We start from the raw sequence: 26,117 nt of genomic DNA, 5'->3' as shown, positions 1-26,117 counted from the left end.
GTCGCAAACCCGCTCATGCTCATGGCCTTATCGATGCTTAGTAAAGGGGCAATATTTACGATCATACATGGCGTGTTGTCCGATCTTGCGCACGATTCAGCCATCGACGGCGATGAACTCGAACTTGCCGTTGGCGCCGCGCGGAATCGCCTCGACCCGCTCCACGGCGACCTGCACGCCGGGCACCCGCTGCAGGAATTGTTCGCGCAAGGCGGCCTCGTCGCGGCTACCGAAACCGTCGGCCGCCACCACCCGCAGGGTGAAGCGGGCCTGGCCGTGGTAGCGCACCTGGCCCTCGAGCAGGCGCAGGCCGCTGCCCTGGAATACGCGGTCGAGGCGCGCCACCATGCGGCCATCGGGCAAGGTCACGCTGCGCTCCTGGCGTCCGATCACGGCTTCGACGGTCGGAAACACGCGGCCGCAGGGGCAAGGCGCGGGTTTGCCCCCGCCTTCGTCCACGCCCATGCCCATGCCCACCAGCACGGTATCGCCGGTGCGGTAGCGGGCGAGCGGCATCGCGGCATTGTTCAGGCTGGTGCCGACGAGTTCGCTGCTGCCGTCGGGCAGCGCCAGCAACTCCACGCCGCCATAGTCGCTCAGCAGGTGGTAGCGGCCATGCTCGCAGGTGCCGATGGCCGCGACCCGCTCGGCCTGCCCATACCAGTCGAACACGAGGACGCCGAAGGCGCGCATCAGGGCCGCGCGCACATCCGGCTCCAGGGTCTCGGACGAGGTCATCACCCCGCGCAAGGCCCGGCCCCCATAGCGGCGTCCGGCCGCTTCGAGCCAGTGGGCGATGGCGCCGATCGAGGACGGATAGGCGTGGATCACCACCGGATCGAAGGCTTCCAGCGCCGCCACATAGGCCCCGATAGTCGCGTTGGACAAGTGATAGGACGACATCACGAGCAGCTTGCCGACCGGATCGCGGCGCCAGTAGCGTCCATCGTGGGGCCGCTCGTCGCAGACCAGGTCGCCGCGGATCCAGGCGCGGCGCTGCCCCGGGCGCCAGCCGATCCAGCGCAGCTGGCGCTGGATGAAGGCTTCCTCGCGGATCACGGCGCCGAGCGACTGCACCAGCGCCAGGGGCGAACCCGAGGTGCCGCTGGTGCGGATCGTGTTGCGCAGCAGCGAGCCGAAGCGGCGCGGCCGCAGGTGGCGCGCAGGGTCCTGGCGCAGCGCCGACTTGGCGAGAAGGAAGGCGTCGGGCGGCACCGCGTGTAGCCGGGTCGCATCCGGCGGCACGTCCACGCCGAGGCGGCGCGCGCGCCGCGCCACGTAGGTATTCAAGGCAAGGGCCGACCTCTCGTTGCGCATCAGGACCGGCAGCACCAGCAGCCGCGCCGGCAGGCCGCGCGCCAGCAGGCGGCCGAGCGACCTCCACGCCAGGGCGAACGTGCGCGCAGCCATCAGGCGCCCCGCCCGGCCGGGATGCCGGCGTAAGCCTGCGCCACCACTTGCCCCAGGATCGCATAGCTGCGATGGGCTTTTACCCAGGCCGGCCCGCGCGCGCGACAGTCGGCGGCCAGGCCCGGTTCGTGCAGCAGCCGGCGTACGGCGGCGGCGAAGGCCGGCGCCTCCATCGGCACGCACAACCCGGCCCCGCTCTCGGCCAGCACCCGGACCTGGTCCGGGATGTCGTTGGCCACGCCGGGGATGCCCAGCGCCAGGTACTCGACCAGCTTGGTCGGCGAGGAGACGTCGTACAGGACGCCGCGCGGGATCGGCGACAGGCCGACCTCGGCCCGCACCGCATAGCCGAGCGCCTCGTGCCGCGCCAGCCAACCGGTCAGGAGCACCCGCTTTGCTAGTTGGCGGCGGGCGATCTCGGCGCGCATCCACGCCATCTCGTCGCCCGAGGGGGCGTCGCCGGCGATCACCAGCAGGATATCGGGCACATCGAGGGCAAGCTGCTCGACGACGTCGAGCAGGAAGCCGGAGCCGCGCGCCTGCGCGACCCGGCCCAGGTAGAGCAGCACGCGCCGTCCGTCCAGGCGCGGGTCAAGGCTGGGAGGGATGCGCTCGCGCTCGCACAGCGCGGCATCGACGCCCATCGGCACCGCCGTCATGCGCTCGCGCGCGAATCCCTTGCCTGCCAGCCAGTCGGCCATCGCCTCGCTCTGCACGAACACATGGCGCGCGCCCGGCAGCACCAGGCGATACAGCAGCCAGCGCGAGGCGGCGGCGCGCGCCGCGTGCGCCAGCCAGCGCGGGCCCCGGCCGCGGCGCGCGATCTCGTCGCGCCGCACCTCGAAGCCTTCGACGATCGGGAACGACATCCAGTACAGGAAGGGCACGCCGAGCGCGGCGGCGGCGAGGCGGCCCAGCAGGCCGGACGCGATCTTGTCGCGCACCTGGATGCCGTCCGGCTTGCGGCGGCGCCAGGCGCGCGCCAGGCCCAGCAAGTCCCAGGCGGGCGACAACACGCTGGCGTAGCGGCTGCCCAGGCTGCCGACGGCGTGCATGCCGCCGCCGCCCCACGCCACCGGGCCGGCGCCGCCGGACTGGCCGACCAGTTCGCTGCCGACGCCATGGCGCGGCATCTCGGCGCCGAACAGGGTCAGCAGGTCGGCGCGCACCGGCGGCAAGGGGTCGCGCACGATGAAGGCGATGGAAAACGGTTTGCGCATGGCGCCTCGTATCGATGGGTGGGACCTACGATACTAGACCGGCGCACGACGCAAACGTTTCAACTATCGTTAGCGGTCGCTGTCGCGGTCGGCCCGGCCGTACTCGCCCGCCTTCTTGGCCGGGGTGCGCAGGATGGACAGGATCACCAGGCCGAACAGGGCGCTGAGGATCGCGGTGGCCTCGAGTCCCATCCCGGCCGCCACGCCGATGGCCGCCGTCATCCAGACGCTGGCCGCCGTCGTCAGGCCCTTGATGTCATTGCTCTCCTTCTGCTTGAGGATGGCGCCGGCGCCGAGGAAGCCGATGCCGGCCGTCACCCCTTGCAGCACGCGCGACAGGTCCTCGATCTTCATCCCGCCCTGCAGCGGTATCAGCACGAACAGCGCCGAGCCGACCGAGACGAGCATATGGGTGCGCAGGCCGGCCGAGGCCCCGACCGATTCGCGTTCGTAACCCAGCAGGCCGCCCAGCACGGTGGCCACCAGCAGGCGCACGACGACGATGGTCACGTCTTCGGCATTGTTCAGGTCGGAAAATTCACGCTGGATCGTCAACCAGCTCTGGCTCCACCACACTTGCATTCCTCTATCCTTGTCCAGTTCGCTTTCGAGCAAATCATGCCATTCACGCAAGATACGTGTCGCCACGCTCAGCCATTCCACAAGGTATTGACGCGCGCATGCCGGTCCGCCTTTCGTATAATCGGATGCCCAGCCTATCCTTTGAGGAGATCCTGATGGAAACGATGGAAATCTACCGCGGACGCCTGATCGACCACATCCAGCTGGTGTTGCGCGACCTGCCCGCTTCACACAAGTTCTATACAGCCGTGTTCGAGGTGCTGGGCATCCCGCTGGCCGGCTCGGGCATTGATTATTTCTGGGCCGACGAGCTGTTCGTCTCGACGGCGGACAGCGAAGCGGCCCAGGGCCAGCTGACCGGCCGCCATCACCTGGCATTCCAGGCGCGCGACCGCGCCATGGTCGACGCCTTTTATCACGCGGCGCTGGCCGCCGGCGGCAAGGACAATGGGGCGCCAGGCGAACGGCCTTATCATCCCGGCTATTACGGCGCCTTCGTGATCGATCCCGACGGTAACAATATCGAGGCCGTGTACCACGGCGAAGCGACCTTCAGCGCGCGCGAGATCAAGATCACTTTTTGAACAGCCCTCACGCCAGCCGGCCTTCCTTCCATGCCAGCAGGCGTGGCAGCAAGGCGGCGCTGGCGTGGCTGTCGAGCTTGCGGCAGAAATGGGCGCCGGAGACCCGGATGCCCTCGAAGTCGTTTTCGTCCAGCACCCTTGGGTGGCAGGCGCCGCCGTCCGGCCATTGGATGTAGCGGAAATTTTCCGGTAGCACACGACCGGCGAAGCGCGAATGCATCACCAGCGTCTGGAAGAACAGCTCGTCCGGCGACTGCACGCTGCGGCAAAAGCGCAGCAGGCGCGGATGCGCATCGGCCAGAGCCAGGACCTCGCGCAGGCAGTCGCGCGACAGTGCCCACCAGCACGAGCCACCAAAAGGCGCCAATCCATAGGGCAGGCGGCGCGTGCGCCGCAGCAGGCGCAGGACACGGTTGGCTGCGGCGCAGGCAAGGCGCTCGGCCGTATTGCCGCCGGGGCGATGAAACCAGGCATGGCGGTGCATCACGCGCCAGCCATCGGCCGCGACCGGCGCGGTTTCGATCAGCTCGCGACCGCGCAGCCGCGCCAGGGCTGCCTTGAGCAGCGGGTTCGGCAATAGCGGGAAATCCTGGGCCGACAGCAGGACGACTTTGTCGAAGCCCGATGCCTCGCTCAGGATCTGGCGCGCCGAGGCCAGGGTGGCCTCGACCTGGGATACATGGCCCCAGCGCACATCGACCCGCTCACACACGCTGCGCGCGTGCGGATGCAGGCGCGCAGGGTCGAGGCCGCTCTTGCGGTCCAGGTGCACATAGACCAGGAAATCGGGATCGCACAATTGCTCCACCAGCCTGTTGAGCTGGTCCAGGTCCTTGTGCGCGCAGATCAGGAATACCTGTCTCATCGATGGCCCGGCGAGCACCCCGCTCATGCGCGACACGCTAGCATGGCGCGCGCGGTTGGCGCGCCATCGAGACACCTGGCTATTAATTCAAGGTCACGCTCTGGCCCGCGACGGTCACGGTGCGCACCGCGCCCGAGGTGGCGATGTCTACCTTCGGCTTCCTGCAGCCGACGTCGAGCAGCACCAGGAACTCGGCGGTCGACTTGCCGTCGTTCTTGAGGTAGAAGGCGCCGTGGTCCTCGATCACATTGACCTTGGCGCCCGGCCCGATCCACTTGGCGAAACTGGCGTCCGGGTTCAGCGAGCGCAGGCACAGCGACTGGCCGCCGGCCGACAGCTTGACGTTCTGCCCGTTCTCGACCGTCATGATGACCGGGGTGTGAATATTCCACTCGTAGGTGCGGGCGACCGTGCTGGCCAGGCGGTCGCGCACCAGGATCGCGTTGCCGGCATTACGCAGGTGCCAGACCTGGCGCTTGGCCATGGTCAGCTGGCCGCCATAGGCGGCGGTGGCGTCGCCCTCGGCGAAATCGTAGGCGGGCTGGGCGGCGAAGCCGGTGATCTTGCCGTTGCGCTGCAGCTGTTCGCGGTAGCCCGTCACCAGCTGGCCCTTGCCGCCGTCGAAAGTAACCGCATTCTGCGAGCGGGTCTGGTGATACCAGTCGGTCCAGTACGGCGAACCGTACCAGTCATACCAGCCGGCCTTGACCAGCAGCGGCTGGCCCGCGCTCGACAGCAGCAGGCCGTTCTGGTCGCCATGGCTGTGGTTGAAGGAGCCGTAGGGGCTGGACTTGAAGTACAGCGAGGTGCGCTCGGCCGAGCCGATGTCGGTATGCATCGAGGCCCAGCCGATGCTCGGATAATAGGCCGAGTTGCTCGGCGGCGCTTTCGTTTTGGTGTCCTTGATCGGCAGCGGGTAAGGCGCTTGCAGCAGGCTCAGCGTGTCTTCGGTGCCGCCAAGGCTGGCGACGTACCAGGCCGCGCGCGGCGACACCATGCGCGAGCCGAAGGCGTGCCAGACGCGGGTATCGGGCTTCGTCTCTGAGCCGTCGCCGAAGGCGTGCACGCGCGAGCCCGGCGGCGTGAACTGGGTCGCGAAGTCGAGCAGGCCCTGGGCCCAGGGCTTGGCGTAGAAATTCACGCCGGACGCCTGCGACATCGGATCCCACAGCGCGACCAGGTAGCCGGCCGCGTACTCGGCATACGCGGTGCCGTTGGCGTAGCCGCCCTCCTCGCCGCTCCAGGGCGACGGCGAATTGGCATAGGCGCGGAACGAGAAATCGAACCACTTCTGCGCCTCCGGGATGTCGCCCAGCGCCAGGGTCGAGATCAGCGACAGAAAGATCAGGCTCGTGTTGCCGTGCGAATCGAAGGGATACTGGTCGAGGCGGCCGTTGTCGCCGGCCAGGTTGCCATAGATCTCCTCGGTGCGGATCTTGACCGTGTTCAGCCAGCGCGCGCGGCGCGGCGCGTCCAGGTCGCCGGCCAGGATGTCGATCGCCTTGATCAGCGAGACCGAGATCTGGCGCGTGGCCTGGTCCTGGTTGGCGTAGCTGGTGGGCCCGCGCGGATCCAGGGCCGCCATCTGGTCGCCGCGGCGCAATGCCTCGTCGAGGAACAGGCGCTCGCCCTTCATGCGCCACATCACGGCGGCGGCCTCGAGCTGGCGGCTGGCTTCGTTGACGCGCTGGCGGATGTCGGTCTGCTGGCTGGCCATGGCGGCCGTCAGCGGCGAACTGATGACGATCGGCCAGCGTCCATCGCTCAAGGTCGGCACGGCGTTGATCTGCAGCTTGATCTCATTGCTCATGCGGCTGACGTAGGGATCGAGTTCGGCGCGCTTGACACTGGTCCAGCTGGCATACGGCGTGAACGAGGGCGGCAACCCGCGCGGCCGGGCCTTGGCCGTAATGCGCGCGCGCAGCGTGGCGTTGTCCGGCACCTCGAACAGGTTCGACTTGCTGGTGATCGAGAACGCGCGCGGGGCCGACCAGTCGTCGCTGCCGACCGGACGCACGCGCCAGCTGTACTTGCCCAGGGCCAGGGCCTTGGGCGGCAGGTACCAGTTACGCTCGGTGACGACCTTGCCCGGCGCGCCACCGCTCGGGGTGATCTCGAGCTCATAGGCGGCGGGACCATTGGCGTGGCGGGCCCAGGTGAACCCGGGCGGGTTCTGCGCCTGGACCTGGCCCAAAGCCGGGCCGGGTTGGACGACCAGGGGGTCAAGGGACTGGGCCCAATCCGCGCGCGCGCTCATGCAGAACAAGAGCGACGACAGCGCTAGCGCGCGGACCAGACCTTTCCGGTGAAAATTCATGCTGAAGCTCCGAGAGAACGAGAATTGTTCAGGGACCGCGCCGCGATCGGGCGCTGGATCGACACCTGCTGCAGGCGTCGGGCGACGCTTGCTTGATGGGAACAATGTTACCGCAGGATTTTTTGAACAAAATCAACTTCCCTATGGAAATTTAAGGTTTATTTGTCTTTGCGCCCTTCATTCGCATGAATCCAACACGAAGGATTTAACATTTGGTGAACAGGATGTTCTGTCCTGTAACTGTCGTGCTCGATGTGGAAAGACTGTGCGATAACTAGGCTTGCGTCAGGCCATCCTGGGCACGTAATGCATGCATGCGCTTCAGGTAGCGCAGGCAATAGATGGCGAACGCCAGCGGCGCATTGCGCGCATGGCGGCGGCGCACGGCGAACTCCTCGCGCCGCGCCGCGATCCGGTTGCGCGACGAGACGCTGCCGGCATGGTCGCGAAACACGGCCAGCACCGCGTCCACCGGCGCCGGCGCGCTGAACATCCCCAGGCGCAGCCACAGGTCGACGTCCATCGCATAGCGCAGGCGCTCGTCGAAGCCGCCGACCAGGGCGAACACGTCGCGCCGCACGAACACGGCCGGGTGCGGCACCCAGGCGCGGCCGGCGGCAAACGAACGGTAGGAGAACGGCGGCATGGCGTTCGGCGGCAGCAGGCGCCCTTCCCTGAGCACCTGGATATTGCCGACCACCCAGGCCGGCGCAGCGTCGCCGTCGCCGTCCCCATGTATCCCGCCAAGCTGTTCGATGCGCCGCCTCACCGTTGCCAGCACCGCCGGGCCGGCATAGTAGTCGTCCGAGTGCAGATGGGCGACGTAGCGCCCGCCCGCCGCGGCGATGCCCCGGTTCATGGCGTGGCCGATGCCGCCCCGCACGTCGCGCAGCACGCGCTTGTTGCCGGGATAGGCGGCGAGCATGTCCAGGGTGGCGTCGCTCGAGCCGCCATCGACGAAGATGTGCTCCAGGTCGCGGCAGGTCTGGGCCTCTACCGAGGCCAGCGTGTCAGCCAGCGTGGCGGCGCTGTTCCAGGTGCAGGTGACGATCGAGAAGGTCGGCGGGTTGGGCATACAGCTCCAGCAAGGTGGGCAGCAGGCGGGCGGCGTCGGCCCCGAAGCCGGCTGGCGGCGCAATGGGTGTCGGCGGTGGCGCTGCCGCGAGCAGGCGCGCGAGGCGCGCCACCAGCTGCGGCATGGCGGGGGCCAGCGCCAGCTGGCCGGGATACTGGACGTATTGCACCAGCTCGGGCGTGCCGCCGCGCGCCAGCGCCAGGCAGCCGCGGCCCAGCGCCAGCGCTTCGAGCACCGCGGTGCTGCAGGCTTCCTCGCACACCGAGGGCACCACGCACAGGTGGGCGCGCGCGGCCAGGGCCAGGGTGGCCGCATGGTCTTGCCAGCCGAGGAAGCGCACCTGCGGGCCGCCGTGGCGCCGTTCCAGCGCCGAACGCTGCGGACCGTCGCCGACGACCGTCAGGCGGGTATGTGCCGGCAGGCGGCCGGCGGCGGCGTCGAGGAATTCCGCGAAGCCCTTGCCGGTGTCGAGCCTCCCGGCCAGCACCACCTCTCCCGCCTGCGGCAAGGGCGCGGCCAGGGCCAGCGCGCGCAGGGAGGCATAGTCGACCAGGTTGGGGATCACACGGCTGCGCGACAGGTCGGCATCGGGCACCGCGCGCAGGAAGCGGCGGCGCAGGAAGTCGGACACGAACACCGTCTTGTGGCGGGCAAAGGCGCGCGCGGCCTGGCTGCGGTAGCCGCTGACGGCGAGCGCCGTCAGCGCCGTGCGCACCGGTCCGGGGGCCGGTCCTGGACCCGGGCCGGCGTGGCGCGCGCTGCACGCCGTGCACGCGCCCGGCGCCAGCCGCCCGCACACGGCGCCGTCGACGAAGCGCAGGTGGGTCAGGCATTCGCTGCCCTGGTCGTGGCGGGTCTGCACGAAGTTGATGCCATCGCGGACGTACAGGCCCGTCATCGGCAGGTGGCCGTGGTAGTGGACCACGTCGAAACCGGCGGCGTGGGCATCGATGGCGCGCGCGATGCGGCGTGCGAAATACGGCCGCTTGAGCGGATTGAACACGCCCAGCTGGGCCTCTTTCCAGCCCGGCCTTGCGATGGCGAAGCCGGGCCGGACGCGGCCGGCGAAGCCAATCTGGCGCGCAGGGTCGGCCGAAGGCCGGTCGCCGCGGCCCAGGATCTCGACGGCATGGCCTTCCTGCAGCAGGCGGTTGGCCAGGGTCACCACGTGCTTGCCCAGGCCACCCACCTGGTCGCCTGGCAAATCCTCGGATACCATCAGGATGCGCATGTCCTGTTGTCCTTTGTCTTCCTCAACTCGCCCGGGCGCGCGCCGGCTGGCAGCGCGTCTTGAGGCGGGTCCAGGCCAGCTCGCGGTCTTCGCGCTCGAGCACGAACAGCGCACCATGCAGGGCCAGCAGCAGCGCGGTCGCGGCCAGGATCGCGACGAAGGCGCCCAGGCTGTCGTCGAGCAGGGCCTCGGCGGCGCTGGCGGCGATGGCGACCAGCGCGATCCCGGCCAGCCCCGGCACATAGCCATGGACCAGCAGGCGCCGCAGCGGGGTCGGGACCGTGCGGCCATGGACGTAGACCATGAAGGCCGTGGCGAACAGCAGCGAGGTGGCCAGATGGCCCCAGGCAGCCCCCACGATGCCCCAGCCGGCCACGCCGGCGTAGACGAGCCCCAGTCCTGCCAGCGCGCGCACCACGGCGAACAGGCCCGAGACGCGCGGATGGCCCATGCCGTCGTTGACCAGCGACGGCAGGCTGGTCAGGGAATCGACGAATTGCGACAAGGCCATCAGCGCCAGGATGGCGGCGCCGTGGCGCGCGAAGGCGGCGTCCATCCAGTAGCCCAGGATTTGATGGGCAAACACCGCCAGCAACACCAGGATCGCCGCGTTCAAATACACCACGTAGCGCGTCGCCTTGAGGTAAGCCGCGTCCAGGCGCGCCAGCTCGCCCCTGGCCGCGAGCGCGCTGGCGGCCGGGAAGAATACGGCGGACAGGCGAAAGCTCAGCCCCAGCACACGATTGGCCATGGTGGCGGCGACCGCGAAATACGCCAGGCCGGCGACGCCGACCAGGGCCCCGATCACCAGTTTGTCGGCGTGGGCATACGACAGCGCGGCAAAGCGCGACAGGAAAGTCCAGCCCGAGAAGCGCAGCAGGGCGGCGCGCACCCCGGCGGCCGGCCAGCGCCAGCGCCAGCCAGGCAGCAGGCGCCGGATCGCGCGCCACAACACCAGGGCGTGCATGCCGCTGGCGAGCACGCGCAGCAGGATCACCTCGAACAGGCCGAAGCCCAGGGCCAGCACGCCCACCGTGGCCAGCGGCAGCAGCGCGCCGAACGCCATCTCGAGCCGGCCTGAAATATCGTAGCGCATCAGCGACTGCGGCACGCTGTTCAGGTAGATCTGCAGCTGGCTGAACAAGAAAGCCAGCGCAGCCAGTTGCAGGGTCGCTACGGCCTCGCTGCGCAAGGCCGCCGGCACGACGAACACGGCCTCGATCAGCCAGGCCGCGCTCAGGTAGATGCCCAGCGCGCCGAACAGCCCAATGGCGGCATAGGTGGCCAGGCCGAAGGACACGGTCTCGGCGACCTGCCCCGCGTCGCCGTTGGCCCGGTGCTGGGCGATGTACTTGACGGAACCGGCGGTGAGGTTGATGTCCATCACCGCGAAATAGCCGACGATGGCCGTCACCAGCGAGTACACGCCATAGCCGGCCTCGCCCAGGCCACGCACCACCAGCGGCACCGTGCCCAGCATCACCAGCGCCGGGACCGCCGCCCCGAGCAGGTTGGACCACGCGTTGCGGGCCAGGCGCAGCTTCATCAGGCCGGCACCGGTTGGCGCTGCGGCGCGCGCTGCCAGACCGGCCGCTGCCAGGTCGGCCGCTGCGTCGCCCCCTGTGCAGCCGCCAGCGCGAGGTAAGGCAGGCTCAGGCATAGAGCCAGCATTTGCGTCGTGCGCACCTGCGGGAACGGCGTGCCGATCAGCAGGTCCGGGATCATGAACGCCAGCCCCGCCGCCCCGGCCGCGCCCAGGCCCAGCAGTTCGGGCGGCAGGCTGCGCAGCGCCCGCCGCGCACCCACGACGAAGGCGACGATGGTGCCTGCCAACAGCACCGTGCCGATCAGGCCGCTCTTGAGCGCGATGTGCAGCACCCCGCTGTGCAGGAACAGGCCGCCGTCCGGATTGCCTTGCCACGAGATGGCCTGGTAGCCATGGTAGCGGCCCCAGGCGCCGATGCCGGCCAGCGGGTGCGCCAGGAAGTCGGCGAAGGCGAGCTTGAGTTCCAGCACCCGTTCGCTTTCGGGGCCGAAGCGGCGCGACTGCATATCGTGCAACAGGCCGCCCACCGCACTGCCTCCTCCTTCGGCCCGCGTCTGCGCCAGGCGCCGCACCGCCACGAAGGCCATGGCGGCGCCGGCTAGCGGCATGGCGGCCAGGCCCAGTTGCAGGCGGCGCGCGGGCGGAAAGCGCAGCAGCACGACCGCGAAGGCCAGCAGGAAGCCGATCCAGGCGGTGCGGCGATAGGACAGCACGACGCACAGCGTGGTCGCGACCAGGGTAGTCCATGCCAGCGTGCGCCATAGCCTGCCTTGCGCCGGCAGCGGCGCGCCGGATGGCGCCTGGAACAGCGCGACGGCGGCGATCGTGAACGCCAAGGTGCACAGCAGGCTGTCGTTGATGTCGAAGAAGGTCAGGCGGATCTGGATCGCATTCATATTGGCATACACATTGTTCGGGTCGCCGCCCGCCGCCGCCCAGCGGCCGAGGCCGAACAGCGCGCGCGCCAGGCCAGCCAGCATGATGAAGCGCGCCAGGTCGAGCGCCTGCTCGCGGGTTCTGAAGGCCAGCAGCATCAGCGAGACGAGCGGCGCCATCCAGACGATATTCGAAAAGCCCGACGGCGCCAGCGACGCGGCCAGCGGCACCCCGGTGGCCAGCCCGGCGCCGACGTGGGCGGCCAGCAGGACGGTCCAGGCCAGGAACCAGGGACGCAGATTGCAGGCCGGCGCGCCCTGGGGCTGCGGGCCGGTCGCGACGTTGTTGTTGAAACTGGCGGCCATGCGGGCGCACAGCCAAGCGCCGAGGACGTACCACAGCACCACGCCGAAGAACAGCATGCCCGAGCCCCGGCTGTAGATGCTGCGCGACGCGAACACGGCCAGGTTGCCATAGCTGGTGGAATTGACCCAGAAGAAGAGCAGCAAATAGGGATAGACCAGGAAGCGCGGCCATACCATGCCGACGCCGATCCCCAGCACGGCCGCGACCGACAGGCCGATGACGAACAGCCACGGCAGCGAATAATAGATATAGGGCAGGATGTCGTTCATCGCCGCGCTGTCGCCGGGTCAGTGCTGCGCGCGGCCGGCGGCGCGGGCCGCCGTGGCCGCCCTGGCAGCCGTGTCCGCCGTGGCGGGCGCGGTGTCGGCGCCGATCAAGTGGGCGCGGTCTCGCGGCGCCAGCGCCGCGAGCAGGTCGGCCACGAAGCGGTCTTGCACCCGCCAGGCGGCGTGCCGGTCGGACCCGATGGTCGATACCCGCACCAGCATGCCGTCCGGGATTTCGCCCGTCAGGCCGTAGGCGAGGCGGCGCAATTTTTGCTCGATGCCGGCCTTGGTCGCCTTGTCGCCGATGGTGATCCAGTAGGTGATCGGCTCGTTGCGCTCGCTCAGGCGCGCCACGAGGCGCTTGACCGGCAAGCGGCCATGGCGGGTGGGCAGCAGGTCTTCGCGGTCCTCGACCAGCTCGAAGCCCTGGGCCACGTAGCAGACCTCGGGCAGGTGCAGCTGCAATGCCCTGCTCTGGTCGCCGCCATAGGCGATCGACAGCATCACCCGCTGGCCGTGGGCGTCGATATAGGTGCGCGACAGGGTCTGGTCGTAGATCTTCGCCAGCACGCCCTGCTGCTCCGGATCGGGCTGCAGGGGCACGACACCCGGGTCGACCGTCCAGGCGCCGAAGCGTGGCGGAATCATCTGCTCCAGGCTGAAGCGCTCGTGCGGCAGCGGCGCGCGCGGCGTCGGCGTCAGGGCCCCGGTCAGGGCCGAAGTGGCGGCCATGGCCAGGCCCAGCACGATGCTGACGGCCAGGTGGCGGCGTGCCGGTGTCATCGGACGGCCCCGCGCATGGGACCCGGCGTGCCCGGAGAATTCGGCGGCGCACCCGGCGCACCCGGCGCACCCGGCCGGCCGCCGCCGGGATGGCGCGGCGCGCCGCCGCGCGCGTCTTCGCGGCGCTTGAGGAACCATTGCAGGGCCGAGTCGAGCGCCAGGATCATCAGGAGCGCCGTCACGAACAGCACCATGCCGGCAAAGCCGTGCAGGAAGCCCTGCCCGGCCGCGTCGCCGAAATAATAGGTGACAAGGGTCAGCGCGATCACGCGGATCACGTTCGCCGTGAACGAGACCGGCACGATCAGGATCGCCAGCGCCATATTGCGAAAGGCCGAAGGATGGCGCATCAGGTTCAGGTAGAACAGGCCCAGCGCCTCGAGCGTCAGGAGGGTCTGCAGGCCGGCGCAGGCATCGGCCACCAGCAGCTGGTACTGGCCGATCTGCAGCACCACGCCCGAGCGCGAGATCGGATACCCGGCCGCGAACAGCAGGTGTTCAGTGGCCCAGGAGACGGCCATCTTCATCGGCATCGTCACCGCCGCCACCAGTTCGCTGGGCAGCGGCACCATGAACAGCATGAAGAAAAACGGAAACCACAGCTGGCGCAGCGCGCCCGCGCCCAGCTTGAGCAGGACGGTTGCCGCCAGCACCGCCAGGATCGAGGCGACCTCGAACATCAATATGTTTTGCGAACGGCCCAGCAGGTGGATGCCCAGGCCGAAGGCCAGCACCGCCCAGCCAGTCGGGTGCGGCCGCACCGGCGTGCTGGTTGCCCTTACCTCGGGCCACTTGCGCCAGATCAGCCACAGGGACAGGAAGAAGATGATCGGTCCATGACCCTGCTCTTCGCCGATCCAGGCGCCGGTACACAGGTCGTGGAAGGTCGGTCCGAACAGCAGGGCCAGGCCCAGCATGACCGGCCACCATTCGGGCAAGGCCTGGCGCAGGCCGTGCTGCGGGTGCATCTCGCGCGCGGTAGCCATGCTAGAACTCCATCACCACCGAACCGACCACTTCGGCGCCGGCATCGGCCATCTGCCCGGCCATGCGCGCCACGTCGGCGATGCGGGTGCGGTGCTTGCAGGCCACCAGCAGCACGCCGCCGGCACGGCCCGCCACCGCCAGGGCATCGGCGCCGGCGGTAAAGGGCGGCAAGTCGACCAGCACGACGTCGTGGCGGCTTTCCAGCTGCGCCGACAACGTGCGGAAAGCGGGCCGCGCCAGCAGTTCTTGCGGATTCGGCGGCAAGGTCCCGGCCGGCAGCACCGACAGGTCGGCAAAGGACGGCACGCGCAATATGGCATCCAGGTCGGCCCGCCCCGCCAGCAGGTCGGACAGGCCCTGGCGCGGCCTGAGCCCGAACAGCTCATGCTGGCGCGGCGCGCGCAGGTTGGCGTCCACCAGCAGGGTCTGCTCGCCGAGTTGGGAAAACACCAGCGCCAGATTGGCCGCGAACAGGCTGGCGCCATCGTCCGGGTCGACGCCGGCGATCGCCAGCGCGCGCCGTCCGCGCGCGAACCAGCGCAGCATCAGCTGGCTGCGGATCGCGCGCAAGGCTTCGACCTGGGGCGAAAACGGTTCGTAGGCGGCGACCAGCCGGGGCGAGAGCCTGGCCTGCCCTTTCTGCACATAGGGATAGGCGAATTGCCGGGCCAGCGCCTGCTGGATATCGTCCTCGCTCACCAGGCCAAGGCGCAGCGCCGCTTCACCGAAGCGGATGCCCAGGTCTTCGTGGGTGCGCAGCACGCGCTCGGCGTCATCGACGCTGAGCTTGCCCGCATCGACCAGCAGCGTCCCCAGGCTGGTATCGCGGCCGGGGCCACTGTGCAGGGCGGATAGCACGGAAGAGTTCATGACGAGTCCTCGGCTCAGCTCAGTTCAGTTCAACTCGTTTCAATTCAGGCGCGGCCGCCCGCCGGGCGCCATCAGCCTGCGAATACGGCCCTCGCGCGCGGGCGGCGCCTGCCAGGCGACGGTGCCCAGTACCGGAATGCCCAGCATGTCGCGCAGGTCGCTGGCCGAGCGCACCGGCCGCGCGAGCAGTTCCAGCAGCAGCGCCAGGCCGACGCCGAGCACGGTGCCGAGCACGATCGCGACCAGCGTATTGAGCAGGATGCGTGGGCCGCTCGGCGTCGTGGGGGCCACTGCCGGATTGAGCACCGAGACGTCGGATTGCTCGGACAGGGCCTCGATCCGCGTCTGCGAGTAGCGCTGGCTCGCCGCATCGAAGGCGCGCTGGGCGCCCTCGAGGTCTTTCAGCAAGGGACCGAGCTCGTCGCGGGTGCGGTTCAGCTCCAGCACGCGCTCCTTCTGCGCCGCCAACTCGCTGCGCAGCTGGGCTTCGCGCTGGCGGTAGACGTCGGCGTTGGCGCCGACGCTGCGGCTGACGGTGCCCAGCGCACTGGCGAGCTCGGCGCGCAGCTTGCCTGCTTCGGCAGCCGCCGCCTGGTATTGCGGGTGGTTGCGCCCGAAGCGCGCGCCGGCCTCGGCCAGCTTGGCCTCGGCGCTGGCCAGGTTCATGCGCAGGTTCTGGATCAGCGTATTGTTGGCGACGTCGGGCGAATCGACGGCCGCGCCGGCCGTCCCGGCGGCCTTTTCACGCGAGCCCGCTTCCATGGCCGCGGCCTGGGCCACGACCAGCTGGGCGGCCAGGTCGTTCAGGCGCGACAGCTCGACATCGACCCGGTTGTTGTCGAGGCTGACGATGCCTTTTTCTTGCTGATACTTCGACAGGCGGGCCTGGGCCGCCTCGAGGTTGTCGCGCAACTGCCTGGTCTGCTCGTTGAAGTACAGCGAGGCGTTCTTGGCCGGCTCGGTCTTGAGCTGCACGCCGGCCCGCCGGTACTCCTCGGCGAAGGCGTTCGCGACCGCGGCTGCGAACACGGGGTCGGCGCCGCTGAAGCTGATCTCGACCACGCTCGACTCGCGCGACGGCATGATCTCGAGCTTCTGGAGCAGCAGGTCGGCCAGCCAGTCGCGCACCGTCCCCCTGCCCTCGTTCGCTTGCTGGAATTGCTGGACGACAGCCGGGCTGGACGCCAGCCGCAGCGTGTCGACGACACGCAGCGCCACGTTCTTGCTGCCGATGATGTCCATCTGCGTCGCCATATACCCCGGCATCAACTGACCCGGCATCGTCAGGCCGGTGAGCGGATCGACGCCCTTGTAGTTGAGCAGCACCGACGCCGTCGCTTCGTAGGTCTTTTGCTGCACCACGCTCCAGCCGAGGGCGAGCAGCACCGTGACCAGGAGCGCTCCCAGGACAATTTTCTTCCGGGCCAGCAAGATCAGCAAAAATTGATGCATGCTCATGACTCACCTCTACGTGCCGGTGCCGGAGCTCCAGCGCCGTTAAAACCAGCTTTCGCGCACCACGATGACGTCGTCGACCTGGACCGGATCGCCGGCCTGGACATCCAGCGTGACCGGCTTGCCGCTGGGGTCGCGGCGCGTGACCTTGATGCCGTTGTCGCTGCCGCGCGGGCTCAGGCCGCCGCCGGCCGAAATCGCCTGCTGGACCGTCATGCCGCGCTCCAGGCGAAACGCCCCCGGACGACCTACCTCACCGGTGACGTAGGCGCGCGGCGCCCGCTCCACGAAGATGATGTCGCCGCCGGCAACCTCGTAATCCCTGTCGAGCTCGCCCTTGCGCACCATGTCGACCACATCGATGGTCTCGCGCGTCGTCTTGCCGTCGCGCGTGCGCACCAGGCTGATCATGTCGCCGCCGTCGCCATGGATGCCGCCGGCCAGCGCCAGCATGTCGAGCACCTTGCGCCTGCCTTCGACCGGATAGCGGCCCGGCCGGTTCACCTGGCCCAGCACCGATACCTGCTGGCTGGCCAGCGTGGTCACCAGCATGTTCACCTGGGCCCGCTTGATGTAGCCGCCCTTCTCGAGCTGGCCGGCGATCTTCTTTTCGGCGGCGGCCACCGACAGGCCGCCGACAGCCACCTGGCCCAGCAGCGGGAACGTGATGTGCCCGCTCTCGCTGACGCGGGTCTCGATCGACAGGTCGGGGCTGCCATACACGGACAGCTTGACCACGTCGCCGGCGCCCAGCTGCACCTCGGCCGCACTGGCCACGCCCATGCCGATGCCCAGCATGAAGGCGGCTCCCGTCATCCACTTGATCCAGCGTTTCATCGTCAGTCTCCAGGCATGTCGTTGGGAAATCCTTGAAGATGCGCTACTTGAGGCCGGCCACCCCGCGATCGAGCGCCGCCTTGTCGGCGCGCGCGTCCGCGTCCACGGTGTCGGCCACCGGGCCGATATCGTTGTCGCCGTTGCCGTCGTTGGCGGTCGACGCCGGTCCCAGTCCGGACCCTGCCGGCGCGCCGGGCATGCCGGTCAGCGAGGCAGGCGCCGCGGCCGGAAGTGCGCCGGGCGTGGCGGCGTCGGGCGCCAGGTCCTTGTTCAAGTAGTCGATCCTGGCGGTGGCGCGCAGGCGCTGGATCTCGGCCTGGGCCAATTCCTTGTTCTTGCGGGTGGCCAGGTATTGCGCGATCTGCGGTGCGGCGATCGCCAGCGACACCGGCGCGTCGCGCACCGCGTCGATCGAGGTCAGGAGCGCGCGCTGCCCTTCCTGCACCAGGAACAGCTGGCCCTTCGGCATCGACAACAGCTTCGCGGCCAGCTCGGGCTTGAGGTCGGCAGTGCTGCGCGTGACCTGGGCGCGGCCGTAGGCGACCTGCCTGGTGTCGAGATAGGCCGCCACTTCCTCGAGCGAGCGGGCCTTGTCGGCGACGGAGCGCAGCTCGGGCGTTACGCCGGCCGCCGGAAACACGAGCTGGTTCATCGCGAACTGGCGGCGCTTGGCGAAGAACTGGGGATGCTTGTTGAAGTAGTCCTCGATCTCGGCCTCGGTCGGACGGCCGACGTCGCCCACCCGCTTCTGCATATAGGCCTGGGCGATGATCAGGGAGCGCGCGCGCTCGATCGCCTGCATCACCTTGGGATCGCGGTCGAGTTTGTCCTTGGCCGCTTCGTTCTCGAGCAGTTCGCGGTCGATCAGCGCTTGCAGCAACTGCTTGCTGGCGGTTTGCTGCTGGGCCGCCGGCACGCCGGCACGCTGCAATTCTTCATTGAGCTGCAATACCGTGATCTCCTCGCCATTCACGCTGGCCAGGGCCTGGCCGGGCTTCGTCTCGGGCACCGGCTTGTCCCGGTTGCAGCCCGCCAGCGCGACGCTGGCCAGGAGCACGGTCGCGCACACGGCCCGCATCGGGGTGAACCTCGGAGCGAATGAAGGCGGCAAGTCTGTGGCGTTCTGGTACGAGCTCTGCATGGTGTTCTCCAGCGTGGACGGCATTGCCTTTCAGGCATGCGCGGTCCGGGTTGAAATCCGCCATTCTGGACCGCTTGCGCCATCTGTTCTGTTGTGCATCTCACATCGGGCGTCCAGCCCGGCTTCGCAAGAGAGATGAGCGAGATAGCCGAGATAGGCGCGCTGCAAACCCTCGGCCAGCGGCGTACTGGCGCGCCAGCCCAGCGCCGCCAGCTTGGACACGTCGAGCAGCTTGCGCGGCGTGCCGTCGGGCTTGCTGGCGTCGAAGACGATATCGCCCCGGTAATCCACGATCTGCCCCACCAGGCGCGCCAGCTCGGCGATGGTGACGTCCTGGCCGGTGCCGACATTGATGTGCGAATGCATGGGGTCGGTAGCGGCTGCATACGCCTCGGGCGCCAGTTCCATCACGTGGACGCTGGCGGCCGCCATGTCGTCGACGTAGAGGAATTCGCGCATCGGCTTGCCACTGCCCCAGATCACGACCTCGGGAGCGGCGCGCGTCTTTGCCTCGTGGAAGCGGCGCAGCAGGGCGGGAATGACGTGGCTGTTCTCGGGGTGGTAGTTGTCGCCGGGACCGTACAGATTGGTGGGCATCACGCTGCGATAGTCGGTGCCGTACTGGCGGTTATAGCTTTCGCACAGCTTGATGCCGGCAATCTTGGCCATGGCATAGGGTTCATTGGTCGGCTCGAGCATGCCGTTCATCAGGTATTCTTCGCGGATCGGCTGCGCCGCCAGGCGCGGATAGATGCACGACGAGCCCAGGAACAGCAGCTTGCGCACGCCCGCGCGCCAGGCCTCGTGCACGACATTGGCCTGCACCATCAGGTTGTCGTAGATGAACTCGGCCGGATAGCTGTTGTTGGCGTGGATGCCGCCTACCCTGGCTGCGGCCAGGTAGACCTGGTCGATGCCTTCGCCGCGGAAGAATTCGCGTACCCGTTCCTGATCGGTCAGCTCGAGTTCGTCGTGGCTGCGGGTGACGATCTCGGCCTTGTCTGCGGCGCGCAGCGCGCGCACGATGGCCGAGCCGACGAGGCCGCGGTGGCCGGCAACGTAGATGCGTGGCTTGTTGTGCACATTGCCTCCCATGATCAATGGCGATACCCCTTTTGCAGCAAAGAATCGGTCATTGCTCTTGCATTCCCGTTAACGATTCTACCCAGACCGGATGGCCGCGCAAGCTTGTCGGCAATCGTCCAGATCAAAGAGCGCGTCGATTGGCGCTCATCCGTTCCCAGGATAAAAATGATTGGCTCGAAAGCCCGCTGGAATCGCTGCCACCCTGCCATTCGATGCGCGCGAAGCCCAACGGTTCATTTTTCGTGCAGCCTTTAGTGCGCGTTCTCGCGCGTGAAGACGACCTTGACGGTCTTGAGGATGATCCACAGATCGAGCCACAGCGACCAGTTGCGCAGGTAATCGAGGTCGTAGCGGATGCGCGCTTCCATCTTGTCGAGGGTGGCCGTCTCGCCGCGCATGCCGTTGACCTGGGCCCAGCCGGTAATGCCCGGCTTGACCTTGTGGCGCAGCATATAACCCTTGATGAGCTTGCGGTATTCCTCGTTGTGCGCGACCGCGTGCGGACGCGGCCCGACCACGCTCATGCGTCCTTGCAGCGCATTGATAAACTGCGGCAATTCGTCGAGCGACGTGCGGCGCAAAAAGTGGCCAATACGCGTGATGCGGCGATCGCCGGCCCTGGCCTGGACGATGGTCGGCCCGTCGTCCAGCACCGTCATCGAGCGGAATTTATAGATATAGATTTCTTCGCCATACAGCCCGTAGCGGCGCTGCTTGAACAGCACCGGGCCGGGCGAACCGAGCTTCACGGCAAGGGCAATCAACAGCATCAGCGGCGCCAGCAGCACCAGGGCCAACGCGCTGACCACGACGTCGGTGCCGCGCTTGAGCACGCTGTTAAAGCCCATGAAGGGCGTCTCGCTGATCGCGATCACCGGCATGCCGCCCACGGTATCGAAACGCGCCTGCATCAGGTCGAACACATACACGTCGGGCAAGAAATAGACCGAGGCAGTGGTGTCCTTCAATTCGTCGACCAGCTGGCGGATGCGCGGCTGGGCCGAGACCGGCTGGCTGATGAAGATCATCTTAATGTTCTTGCGCCGCACATAAGCGGCGACCTCGGCCATCTTGCCCAGCGTCGGATAGCGCAGGCCGGGTGGCTGGCGCCCGTCGGTACGGTCGTCGAAAAAGCCCTGCACCTGCATGAACAGGTTCGGATGGCGCTCGCACACACCTGCGAACCTGATGCCGGCCTCGTTGGCGCCGACCACCACGATCGAGCGCAGTTCACGCGCGTGGTGCTTGCGGCCCCCGGTGGCGAAGCGCACCGCGATGTGGCTGGCCAGGATCGTCAGCGGCGTCGCCACCGCCCAGGCCAGCAACACCCGCTCGTCGAAATAATATTTCATGCCGCTGGCCGAACCGAGGAAGTACAGCACGGCGAGCGTCAGGCACCAGCCGAACACCGTATCGCGCGCATACGCCAGCATGCGGCCGCTGCGCCAGGTGCGGTAGGGATCGATTTGCTGGTAGACGGCCGACGAGATGAAGAAGGCCAGGATCATCAGCACCAGGCAATAGCCGGAGAACGGTTCGCCAAAGGCCAATGTCGCCAGGTACAGGCTGCCCATCACGATCAGCGGATCGAGCACGCGCTGGAAGAACGAGATAATGGGAATATCGTTGACCGTCATGCGCCGCCACATCCATGGTCAGAACAGCACATTGGCACTCAGCTGCACCATAATGGCGTCGAACTTGCCGGTGCCGAGTGCCTGCGACCCCGAGCGCGACTCGTAGGCGTAGCCGGCAATCACTTGCACCTTGGGCCGGACCTGCCATAGCGCCCGCAAGCTGGCGCTGCGGATCGCGTCGTTCAGGTCATCCAGACCGGCAAACTCGTCGCGCGCCGTGTAGTCGCGCTTCTCGTAGGACGCGCGGGCGTCCACCCTGATGCGGTCGGTCGCCAGCCAGGTGGCTTGCAGGCTCGCCCCCTTGTTCAGGGTCGTGCTGACGCGCACGCTTTCGATCGGCGCGAACTCGCGCCACAGCGAGGCGCTGTAGCTGATCTTGCCCTGCGGCTTGTACAGCCAGGTGACACGGCCATTGACGCCGCTGGTGCGCCCTTCGCCGTACGAAGGCTGGTCGCGCCGCGCATAGCCGACCAGCGCCTGCAGCGTCGTCGAGCCGCTGGCGAGCCAGTCGATTCGTGCCTTGAGCTCGTCCTGGGTGAAATCGTCGGTGAGCACGCTGCTGTTGTAAGGCCGCCGGTAGGGATAGGTGCCTTTCACGCGGCGCGCGACGAGGCCGACGGTGCTGCCGCTTTTCGGCCGGTACTGAAGCTCGGCCTCGTAGGTTTTTTCGGTGCGGTCGTTGTAGCGCTGGGCCTCCAGCGCGTAGGTGTACTTGTCGCGCGCGGCGCCGACGCGCAGCTTCCAGCTTGGATGCAGCTTCCAGCCGGCATCGAGCAACTGGCGCCGCTGATCGCGCAGATTGCGCTCGTCGCTGTCGAAGTCGGTGTACGGCGCCAGCGTCTTGATATACAGCGCTTCGACACGGCCCTCGTACGCCTTGCCGGCTTGCCAGAACCAGCTCGCCTGCAGGTCGCGGCCATCGTAGTCGAGCTGGTCGAAGTGGTCGAACTTGACCTTCGACACCTTGGCAGTGGCGGCGATGCGCTGGCGGCTGATGGTCTTGTCGAGCACGACGCCGGCATCGAGCGTGCGGTAGGAATCGCTGCGTTGGCCGTCGAACGGTGGCTCGTCGTCGGCGACACGCAGAATATTGTCGTCATAGGCCCAGCCGATGCCGCCAAGCAGCCGCAAGCCGTCTTCCTGCCGCGCATCGTTCGGCGCGGACACTGCTGGGAAAGAACATAACACCGTCGCCAGGGCCGCCACGGTTCGAAGCCGATGCGATGCAGGGTTGAAAGGCATGTCCTAAGCTTCCCGGTAGATGCTGCGCCGAAGGAATTACCAGAACTGCCAGCCTCCGGTATGCACCACCCAGACTCCCAGCAATCCATTGGTGATAGCGTGAGCCAGTATCGGCGACCACAGCTTGCGGTGCCGCATATACAACATCCCATAGGCGACGCCGGCCATGATGCCCGCCAGCCAAAGATGGTGTTCGAATCCGAACAACATGCATGGAATCACGAAAGCCCTGAAGCCGATACGCGCCGGATCAAGCGACATGAAATCGGACTGCTCGACCCAGCGCATCAAGAAAGAGCGCCAGAACAATTCTTCCATCACGGGGACGATCAGGGCGGCGCCGGCGATGCGGATCGACGCCAAGAGCCAGTCGATCTCGCCATCCGTGCGCGGGTCGTAGCCGGGCGCGCTGCCGATCGTCATCCAGGGGGCGTCGAGATTGACCCACAAGACCAGCACGATGATGCCGGCCGCGCTGGCGGCCAGCACCTGCCTCAACGACAGGGCAAATTGGTGCAGCTCGTCATAAGCGCGCCACAACGCGGCCAGGAGCGCCAGCACGGCGCCGACCTGGACCGGATACAGCCAGCGCAGCTCGGCGCGGCCCACACCGAGCCGCTCGAGCACGTCGCCAAGGACGATGAAGAAAATATAGGTGCCGAATGGCAGGATCCGCACCCAGGCGGCGCGGTTGAGGAAAGGTTCGTCGGCCGCGAGCGCGGCCGCTGGAGGGACGGCTTGTGAATCATCGTGTTCGCTCATCGATGCCGTCCCTTCGTTCTTGAGCTGCGCTTACTCGCCGCGTGCGCGCGCCTCGATGCGTTCCCAGCGGTCGAGCGCGTCGAGCAGCAGGTCTTCGATCTCGGCAAAGCGCGCATTGATGCGCTTGGCGTCTGCCGGATTCGTCTTGTAGAAATCGGGCGCGTTCAATTGCTGGGTGATCGCGGACTGCTCGTCTTCGAGCGAGGCGATCAGCTGCGGCAATTCTTCGAGCTCGCGCTGTTCCTTGTAGCTGAGCTTGACCTTATTGGCCGCGCCCGGGGCCGCCACTTCTTCCACCTTGGTGGCGCTGGCCTTGGCAGGGGTCGACGCTGGCGCCTGCACCGCCGGGGCCGCTGCCTTGACGCGCTCCCAGTCAGTATAGCCGCCGACGAATTCGCGCCACTTGCCGCCGCCCTCGGCCACGATGACCTGGGTCACGACATTGTCCAGGAAGGTACGGTCGTGGCTGACGAGGAAGACGGTGCCGGTGTATTCCTCCAGCAATTCTTCCAGCAGTTCGAGGGTGTCGATGTCGAGGTCGTTGGTCGGTTCGTCGAGCACCAGGCAGTTGGCCGGCTTGGCGAACAGCCGCGCCAGCAGCAGGCGGTTGCGCTCGCCGCCCGAGAGCGACTTGACCGGCGAACGCGCCCGCTCCGGCGAGAACAGGAAGTCGTTCAGGTAGGTCATCACGTGCTTGCGCTGGCCATTGATCTCGACCCAGTCGCTGCCGGGCGCGATGGTGTCGGCCAGGCTCGCCTCTTCGTTGAGCTGGGTGCGCATCTGGTCGAAATACGCCACGTTCAGCTTGGTGCCCAGGCGCACGCTGCCGCTGTCGGCCGATTCCTCACCCAGGATGATCTTGAGCAGGGTCGTCTTGCCGGCGCCGTTCGGCCCGATCAGGCCGACCTTGTCGCCGCGCATGAGGGTGCCGGTAAACCTGTCGACGATGACCTTGTCGCCGTAGCGCTTCGACACGCCTTCCAGGTCGGCGACGATCTTGCCCGAGCGCTCGCCGGTGGCCACGTCGAGCTTGATCTGGCCCTGCTGGTCGCGGCGCGCGGAGCGCTGCAGGCGCAGCGCTTCGAGGCGGCGCACGCGGCCTTCGTCGCGGGTGCGGCGTGCCTGCACGCCCTTGCGGATCCACACTTCTTCTTGCGCCAGGAATTTATCGAACTTGGCGTTCTCGACTTCCTCGTTGGCCAGCAGTTCGCGCTTGCGTTCCTGGTACGTCGTGAAATTGCCCGGGAACGAGAGCAGCTTGCCGCGGTCGAGTTCGATGATGCGGGTGGCGACATTGTCCAGGAAGCTGCGGTCGTGGGTGATGAACAGGATCGAGCCGCGGAATTCGCGCAGCAAGCTCTCCAGCCACTTGATCGACGTAAAGTCCAGGTGGTTGGTCGGTTCATCGAGCAGCAGCACGTCCGGCGCCGACACCAGGGCCACGGCCAGCGCCACGCGCTTTTGCATACCGCCGGACAGGGTGCCCATCTTTGCGTCGCCGGACAGGTTCAGGCGACCCAGCGTGGTCTCGACCTTGTTCGCCAGGTTCCAGCCGTCGGTGGCGTCCAGTTTGGTCTGCAGCACGTGCATGCGCTCCATCAGCGCATCGTCGTCGCCCTGGCCGAACTTGCCGGTGAGTTCTTCATATTCGGTCAGCATCGCCTGCTGGTCGCCCATGCCGAGCGCGACCACATCGAACACGGTCATCTGCGGGTCGAATACCGGTTCCTGTTCCACATAGGCGATGCTCACGCCCTGCTGCATGACCAGGAGGCCGTCGTCGAGTTTCGAGCGGCCCGAGATGATCTTCAGGAGCGAGGATTTACCGGTGCCGTTACGGCCGATGAGACCGACGCGTTCGCCGGTTTCCAGCGAAAAGTCTGCGTGGTCGAGCAGCGGGACATGGCCGAAGGCCAGTTGTGCGGAAGATAGGGAGATGACTGCCATGATCGGTGTTCGGCCCGCTGCCGGGCAAAAGCATGAGTTGATTGAATAAGGCGCACATTGTACCGACTGGACGCGCGCCCGACGTCAATTCTCACATATTCTGGGGAAACTGCGGGAGGGGGGTGGTATCGCCAGCAGGAATCGAACCTGCATCTAACCCTTAGGAGGGGCTTGTACTATCCATTGTACGATGGCGACACGCGACGCGAATTGTACCAGCCGCCAGCGCACTCTGTCATTTCTACAGCGTAAGACCCGCGGCACATTGCGCGGATCGGCACCGAAAACGATCGCCCCTGCGCCAACGGCCTGCCAGCGTTTCCCTATCATGCGTTCTGCAAGGCGCTTCCGCCCGCCGTGCCCTCACATGAAAGGTGTATTCCATGCTGACCATCCATCACCTCGAAAAATCCCAGTCCGAACGCATCGTCTGGCTCTGCGAGGAACTCGCTCTTCCTTATGCGCTGAAGCGCTATGAACGCGACCCGCAAACGCGCCTTGCGCCGGCCGGGTATCGCGCCCTCACGCCATTCGGCACGGCGCCAGTCATCACCGACGGGGCGCTGACACTCGGCGAATCGGCGGCCATCGTCGAGTACATCGCCCGAATCCACGGGCAAGGCCGGCTGCTGGTGCGCCCCGATGCACCGGACTACGCGGACTTCGTGTTCTGGTTCCATTTTTCCAACGGCTCGCTCATGCCTGCGGCGATGATCGATTCGGTCGCCAGGCGGCTCGGCGGCGACAACCCGCTGGTCACGGCATTGCGCGCCCGTCACCAGCGCGCCCACGCCCTGCTGGAGCAGCGCCTGGCCGGTGTCCCGTTCCTGGCGGGCGAGACGTTCACCGCTGCCGACATCATGAGCTTGTTCGTACTGACGACGATGCGCTTCTTCTCGGACCACGACCTGTCCCCCTACCCGCGCATCCGCGCCTACGTCGAACGCATGACGACGCGTCCGGCCTACCTGCGCGCCATGCGCAGGGCCGAACCCGATGCGCGGGCGCCAGCTTGACTGCCGTTACCTCACC

At 67.5% G+C, this 26,117-nt stretch carries 22 protein-coding genes and 1 tRNA gene; 2 read left to right on the top strand and 21 right to left on the bottom strand.

The genetic code is table 11. From position 1 onward, the window contains the following. Nucleotides 1–96: 96 nt before the first annotated feature. From AC3A6F_RS04360 to AC3A6F_RS04350, 3 genes are all read right to left on the bottom strand, one after another. Complete coding sequence (locus tag AC3A6F_RS04360; RefSeq protein WP_487678742.1) at nt 97–1,410, bottom strand: phenylacetate--CoA ligase family protein; 1,314 nt, start codon at nt 1,408–1,410, stop codon at nt 97–99. After that, on the bottom strand, nt 1,410–2,630 hold the full coding sequence (locus AC3A6F_RS04355) for a glycosyltransferase (protein WP_487678741.1): 1,221 nt from the start codon (nt 2,628–2,630) through the stop codon (nt 1,410–1,412). Before AC3A6F_RS04355 ends, AC3A6F_RS04360 begins: the two co-directional genes overlap by 1 nt. A 69-nt stretch (nt 2,631–2,699) precedes the next feature. Then, complete coding sequence (locus tag AC3A6F_RS04350; protein ID WP_487678740.1) at nt 2,700–3,212, bottom strand: MgtC/SapB family protein; 513 nt, start codon at nt 3,210–3,212, stop codon at nt 2,700–2,702. A 155-nt stretch (nt 3,213–3,367) separates the two neighbouring features. Here AC3A6F_RS04350 and AC3A6F_RS04345 point away from each other — a divergent pair, with 155 nt between their 5' ends. Next, nucleotides 3,368–3,796, top strand: a complete 429-nt coding sequence (locus tag AC3A6F_RS04345) for a VOC family protein (protein WP_487678739.1) — start codon at nt 3,368–3,370, stop codon at nt 3,794–3,796. A 7-nt stretch (nt 3,797–3,803) separates the two neighbouring features. Here AC3A6F_RS04345 and AC3A6F_RS04340 read toward each other — a convergent pair whose 3' ends face one another. The 18 genes from AC3A6F_RS04340 to AC3A6F_RS04255 all read right to left on the bottom strand — a co-directional run bounded on the left by AC3A6F_RS04340 (nt 3,804) and on the right by AC3A6F_RS04255 (nt 25,283). Further along, entirely contained in the window at nt 3,804–4,688 is an 885-nt protein-coding gene (locus AC3A6F_RS04340) for a beta-1,6-N-acetylglucosaminyltransferase (protein WP_487678738.1), read from the bottom strand. A gap of 55 nt (nt 4,689–4,743) precedes the next feature. Then, nucleotides 4,744–6,978 (bottom strand): heparinase II/III domain-containing protein, encoded by a 2,235-nt coding sequence (locus tag AC3A6F_RS04335; RefSeq protein ID WP_487678737.1) that lies wholly within the window; start codon nt 6,976–6,978, stop codon nt 4,744–4,746. A 274-nt stretch (nt 6,979–7,252) separates the two neighbouring features. Continuing rightward, the gene (locus AC3A6F_RS04330; protein ID WP_487678735.1) at nt 7,253–8,053 is read right to left on the bottom strand and encodes a glycosyltransferase family 2 protein; all 801 of its coding nucleotides are present in this window, start codon (nt 8,051–8,053) and stop codon (nt 7,253–7,255) included. Beyond that, on the bottom strand, nt 7,989–9,284 hold the full coding sequence (locus AC3A6F_RS04325; protein WP_487678733.1) for a glycosyltransferase family 4 protein: 1,296 nt from the start codon (nt 9,282–9,284) through the stop codon (nt 7,989–7,991). The genes AC3A6F_RS04330 and AC3A6F_RS04325 overlap by 65 nt, the downstream gene beginning before the upstream one ends. Before the next feature lie 22 nt (nt 9,285–9,306). Beyond that, nucleotides 9,307–10,830: an oligosaccharide flippase family protein gene (locus tag AC3A6F_RS04320; protein ID WP_487678732.1), complete on the bottom strand. Its 1,524-nt coding sequence runs from the start codon at nt 10,828–10,830 to the stop codon at nt 9,307–9,309. Continuing rightward, the gene (locus AC3A6F_RS04315; protein ID WP_487678731.1) at nt 10,830–12,341 is read right to left on the bottom strand and encodes an O-antigen ligase family protein; all 1,512 of its coding nucleotides are present in this window, start codon (nt 12,339–12,341) and stop codon (nt 10,830–10,832) included. Before AC3A6F_RS04315 ends, AC3A6F_RS04320 begins: the two co-directional genes overlap by 1 nt. An 18-nt stretch (nt 12,342–12,359) precedes the next feature. Beyond that, nucleotides 12,360–13,121 carry an exosortase-associated protein EpsI, B-type gene (gene epsI, locus AC3A6F_RS04310; RefSeq protein WP_487678730.1) on the bottom strand — a complete coding sequence of 254 codons (762 nt, stop codon included), beginning with the start codon at nt 13,119–13,121 and terminating at the stop codon, nt 12,360–12,362. Beyond that, nucleotides 13,118–14,107, bottom strand: coding sequence for an exosortase B (xrtB, locus tag AC3A6F_RS04305; protein WP_487678729.1), 990 nt, complete (start codon nt 14,105–14,107; stop codon nt 13,118–13,120). The genes epsI and xrtB overlap by 4 nt, the downstream gene beginning before the upstream one ends. Before the next feature lies 1 nt (nt 14,108). Then, nucleotides 14,109–14,978: a chain length determinant protein tyrosine kinase EpsG gene (epsG, locus tag AC3A6F_RS04300; protein ID WP_487678728.1), complete on the bottom strand. Its 870-nt coding sequence runs from the start codon at nt 14,976–14,978 to the stop codon at nt 14,109–14,111. A gap of 39 nt (nt 14,979–15,017) precedes the next feature. Further along, nucleotides 15,018–16,436, bottom strand: coding sequence for a chain length determinant protein EpsF (gene epsF / locus AC3A6F_RS04295; protein WP_487678726.1), 1,419 nt, complete (start codon nt 16,434–16,436; stop codon nt 15,018–15,020). A 39-nt stretch (nt 16,437–16,475) separates the two neighbouring features. Next, nucleotides 16,476–17,270, bottom strand: a complete 795-nt coding sequence (epsE, locus tag AC3A6F_RS04290; RefSeq protein WP_487678725.1) for a polysaccharide export protein EpsE — start codon at nt 17,268–17,270, stop codon at nt 16,476–16,478. Nucleotides 17,271–17,313: 43 nt separating this feature from the next. Then, entirely contained in the window at nt 17,314–18,435 is a 1,122-nt protein-coding gene (locus tag AC3A6F_RS04285; protein ID WP_487678724.1) for an EpsD family peptidyl-prolyl cis-trans isomerase, read from the bottom strand. Between the two features lie 6 nt (nt 18,436–18,441). Further along, nucleotides 18,442–19,506 (bottom strand): GDP-L-fucose synthase, encoded by a 1,065-nt coding sequence (fcl, locus tag AC3A6F_RS04280; protein WP_487678723.1) that lies wholly within the window; start codon nt 19,504–19,506, stop codon nt 18,442–18,444. A gap of 242 nt (nt 19,507–19,748) precedes the next feature. After that, nucleotides 19,749–21,134 carry an undecaprenyl-phosphate glucose phosphotransferase gene (locus AC3A6F_RS04275; RefSeq protein WP_487678722.1) on the bottom strand — a complete coding sequence of 462 codons (1,386 nt, stop codon included), beginning with the start codon at nt 21,132–21,134 and terminating at the stop codon, nt 19,749–19,751. An 18-nt stretch (nt 21,135–21,152) separates the two neighbouring features. Beyond that, entirely contained in the window at nt 21,153–22,301 is a 1,149-nt protein-coding gene (gene epsL / locus AC3A6F_RS04270) for an XrtB/PEP-CTERM-associated polysaccharide biosynthesis outer membrane protein EpsL (protein WP_487678721.1), read from the bottom strand. A 111-nt stretch (nt 22,302–22,412) separates the two neighbouring features. Beyond that, nucleotides 22,413–23,138, bottom strand: a complete 726-nt coding sequence (locus tag AC3A6F_RS04265; RefSeq protein WP_487678720.1) for a CAAX prenyl protease-related protein — start codon at nt 23,136–23,138, stop codon at nt 22,413–22,415. 30 nt (nt 23,139–23,168) lie between these two features. Continuing rightward, nucleotides 23,169–25,085, bottom strand: a complete 1,917-nt coding sequence (locus tag AC3A6F_RS04260; protein WP_487678719.1) for an ATP-binding cassette domain-containing protein — start codon at nt 25,083–25,085, stop codon at nt 23,169–23,171. 123 nt (nt 25,086–25,208) lie between these two features. After that, nucleotides 25,209–25,283: transfer RNA gene (locus AC3A6F_RS04255), tRNA-Arg, on the bottom strand. Between the two features lie 185 nt (nt 25,284–25,468). Here AC3A6F_RS04255 and AC3A6F_RS04250 point away from each other — a divergent pair. Beyond that, nucleotides 25,469–26,101, top strand: a complete 633-nt coding sequence (locus AC3A6F_RS04250; protein WP_487678718.1) for a glutathione S-transferase family protein — start codon at nt 25,469–25,471, stop codon at nt 26,099–26,101. Nucleotides 26,102–26,117: the final 16 nt, after the last annotated feature.

This window comes from Massilia sp. Soil_C_3 (assembly GCF_057657035.1).
This window is presented reverse-complemented; position numbering and strand designations above follow the sequence as displayed.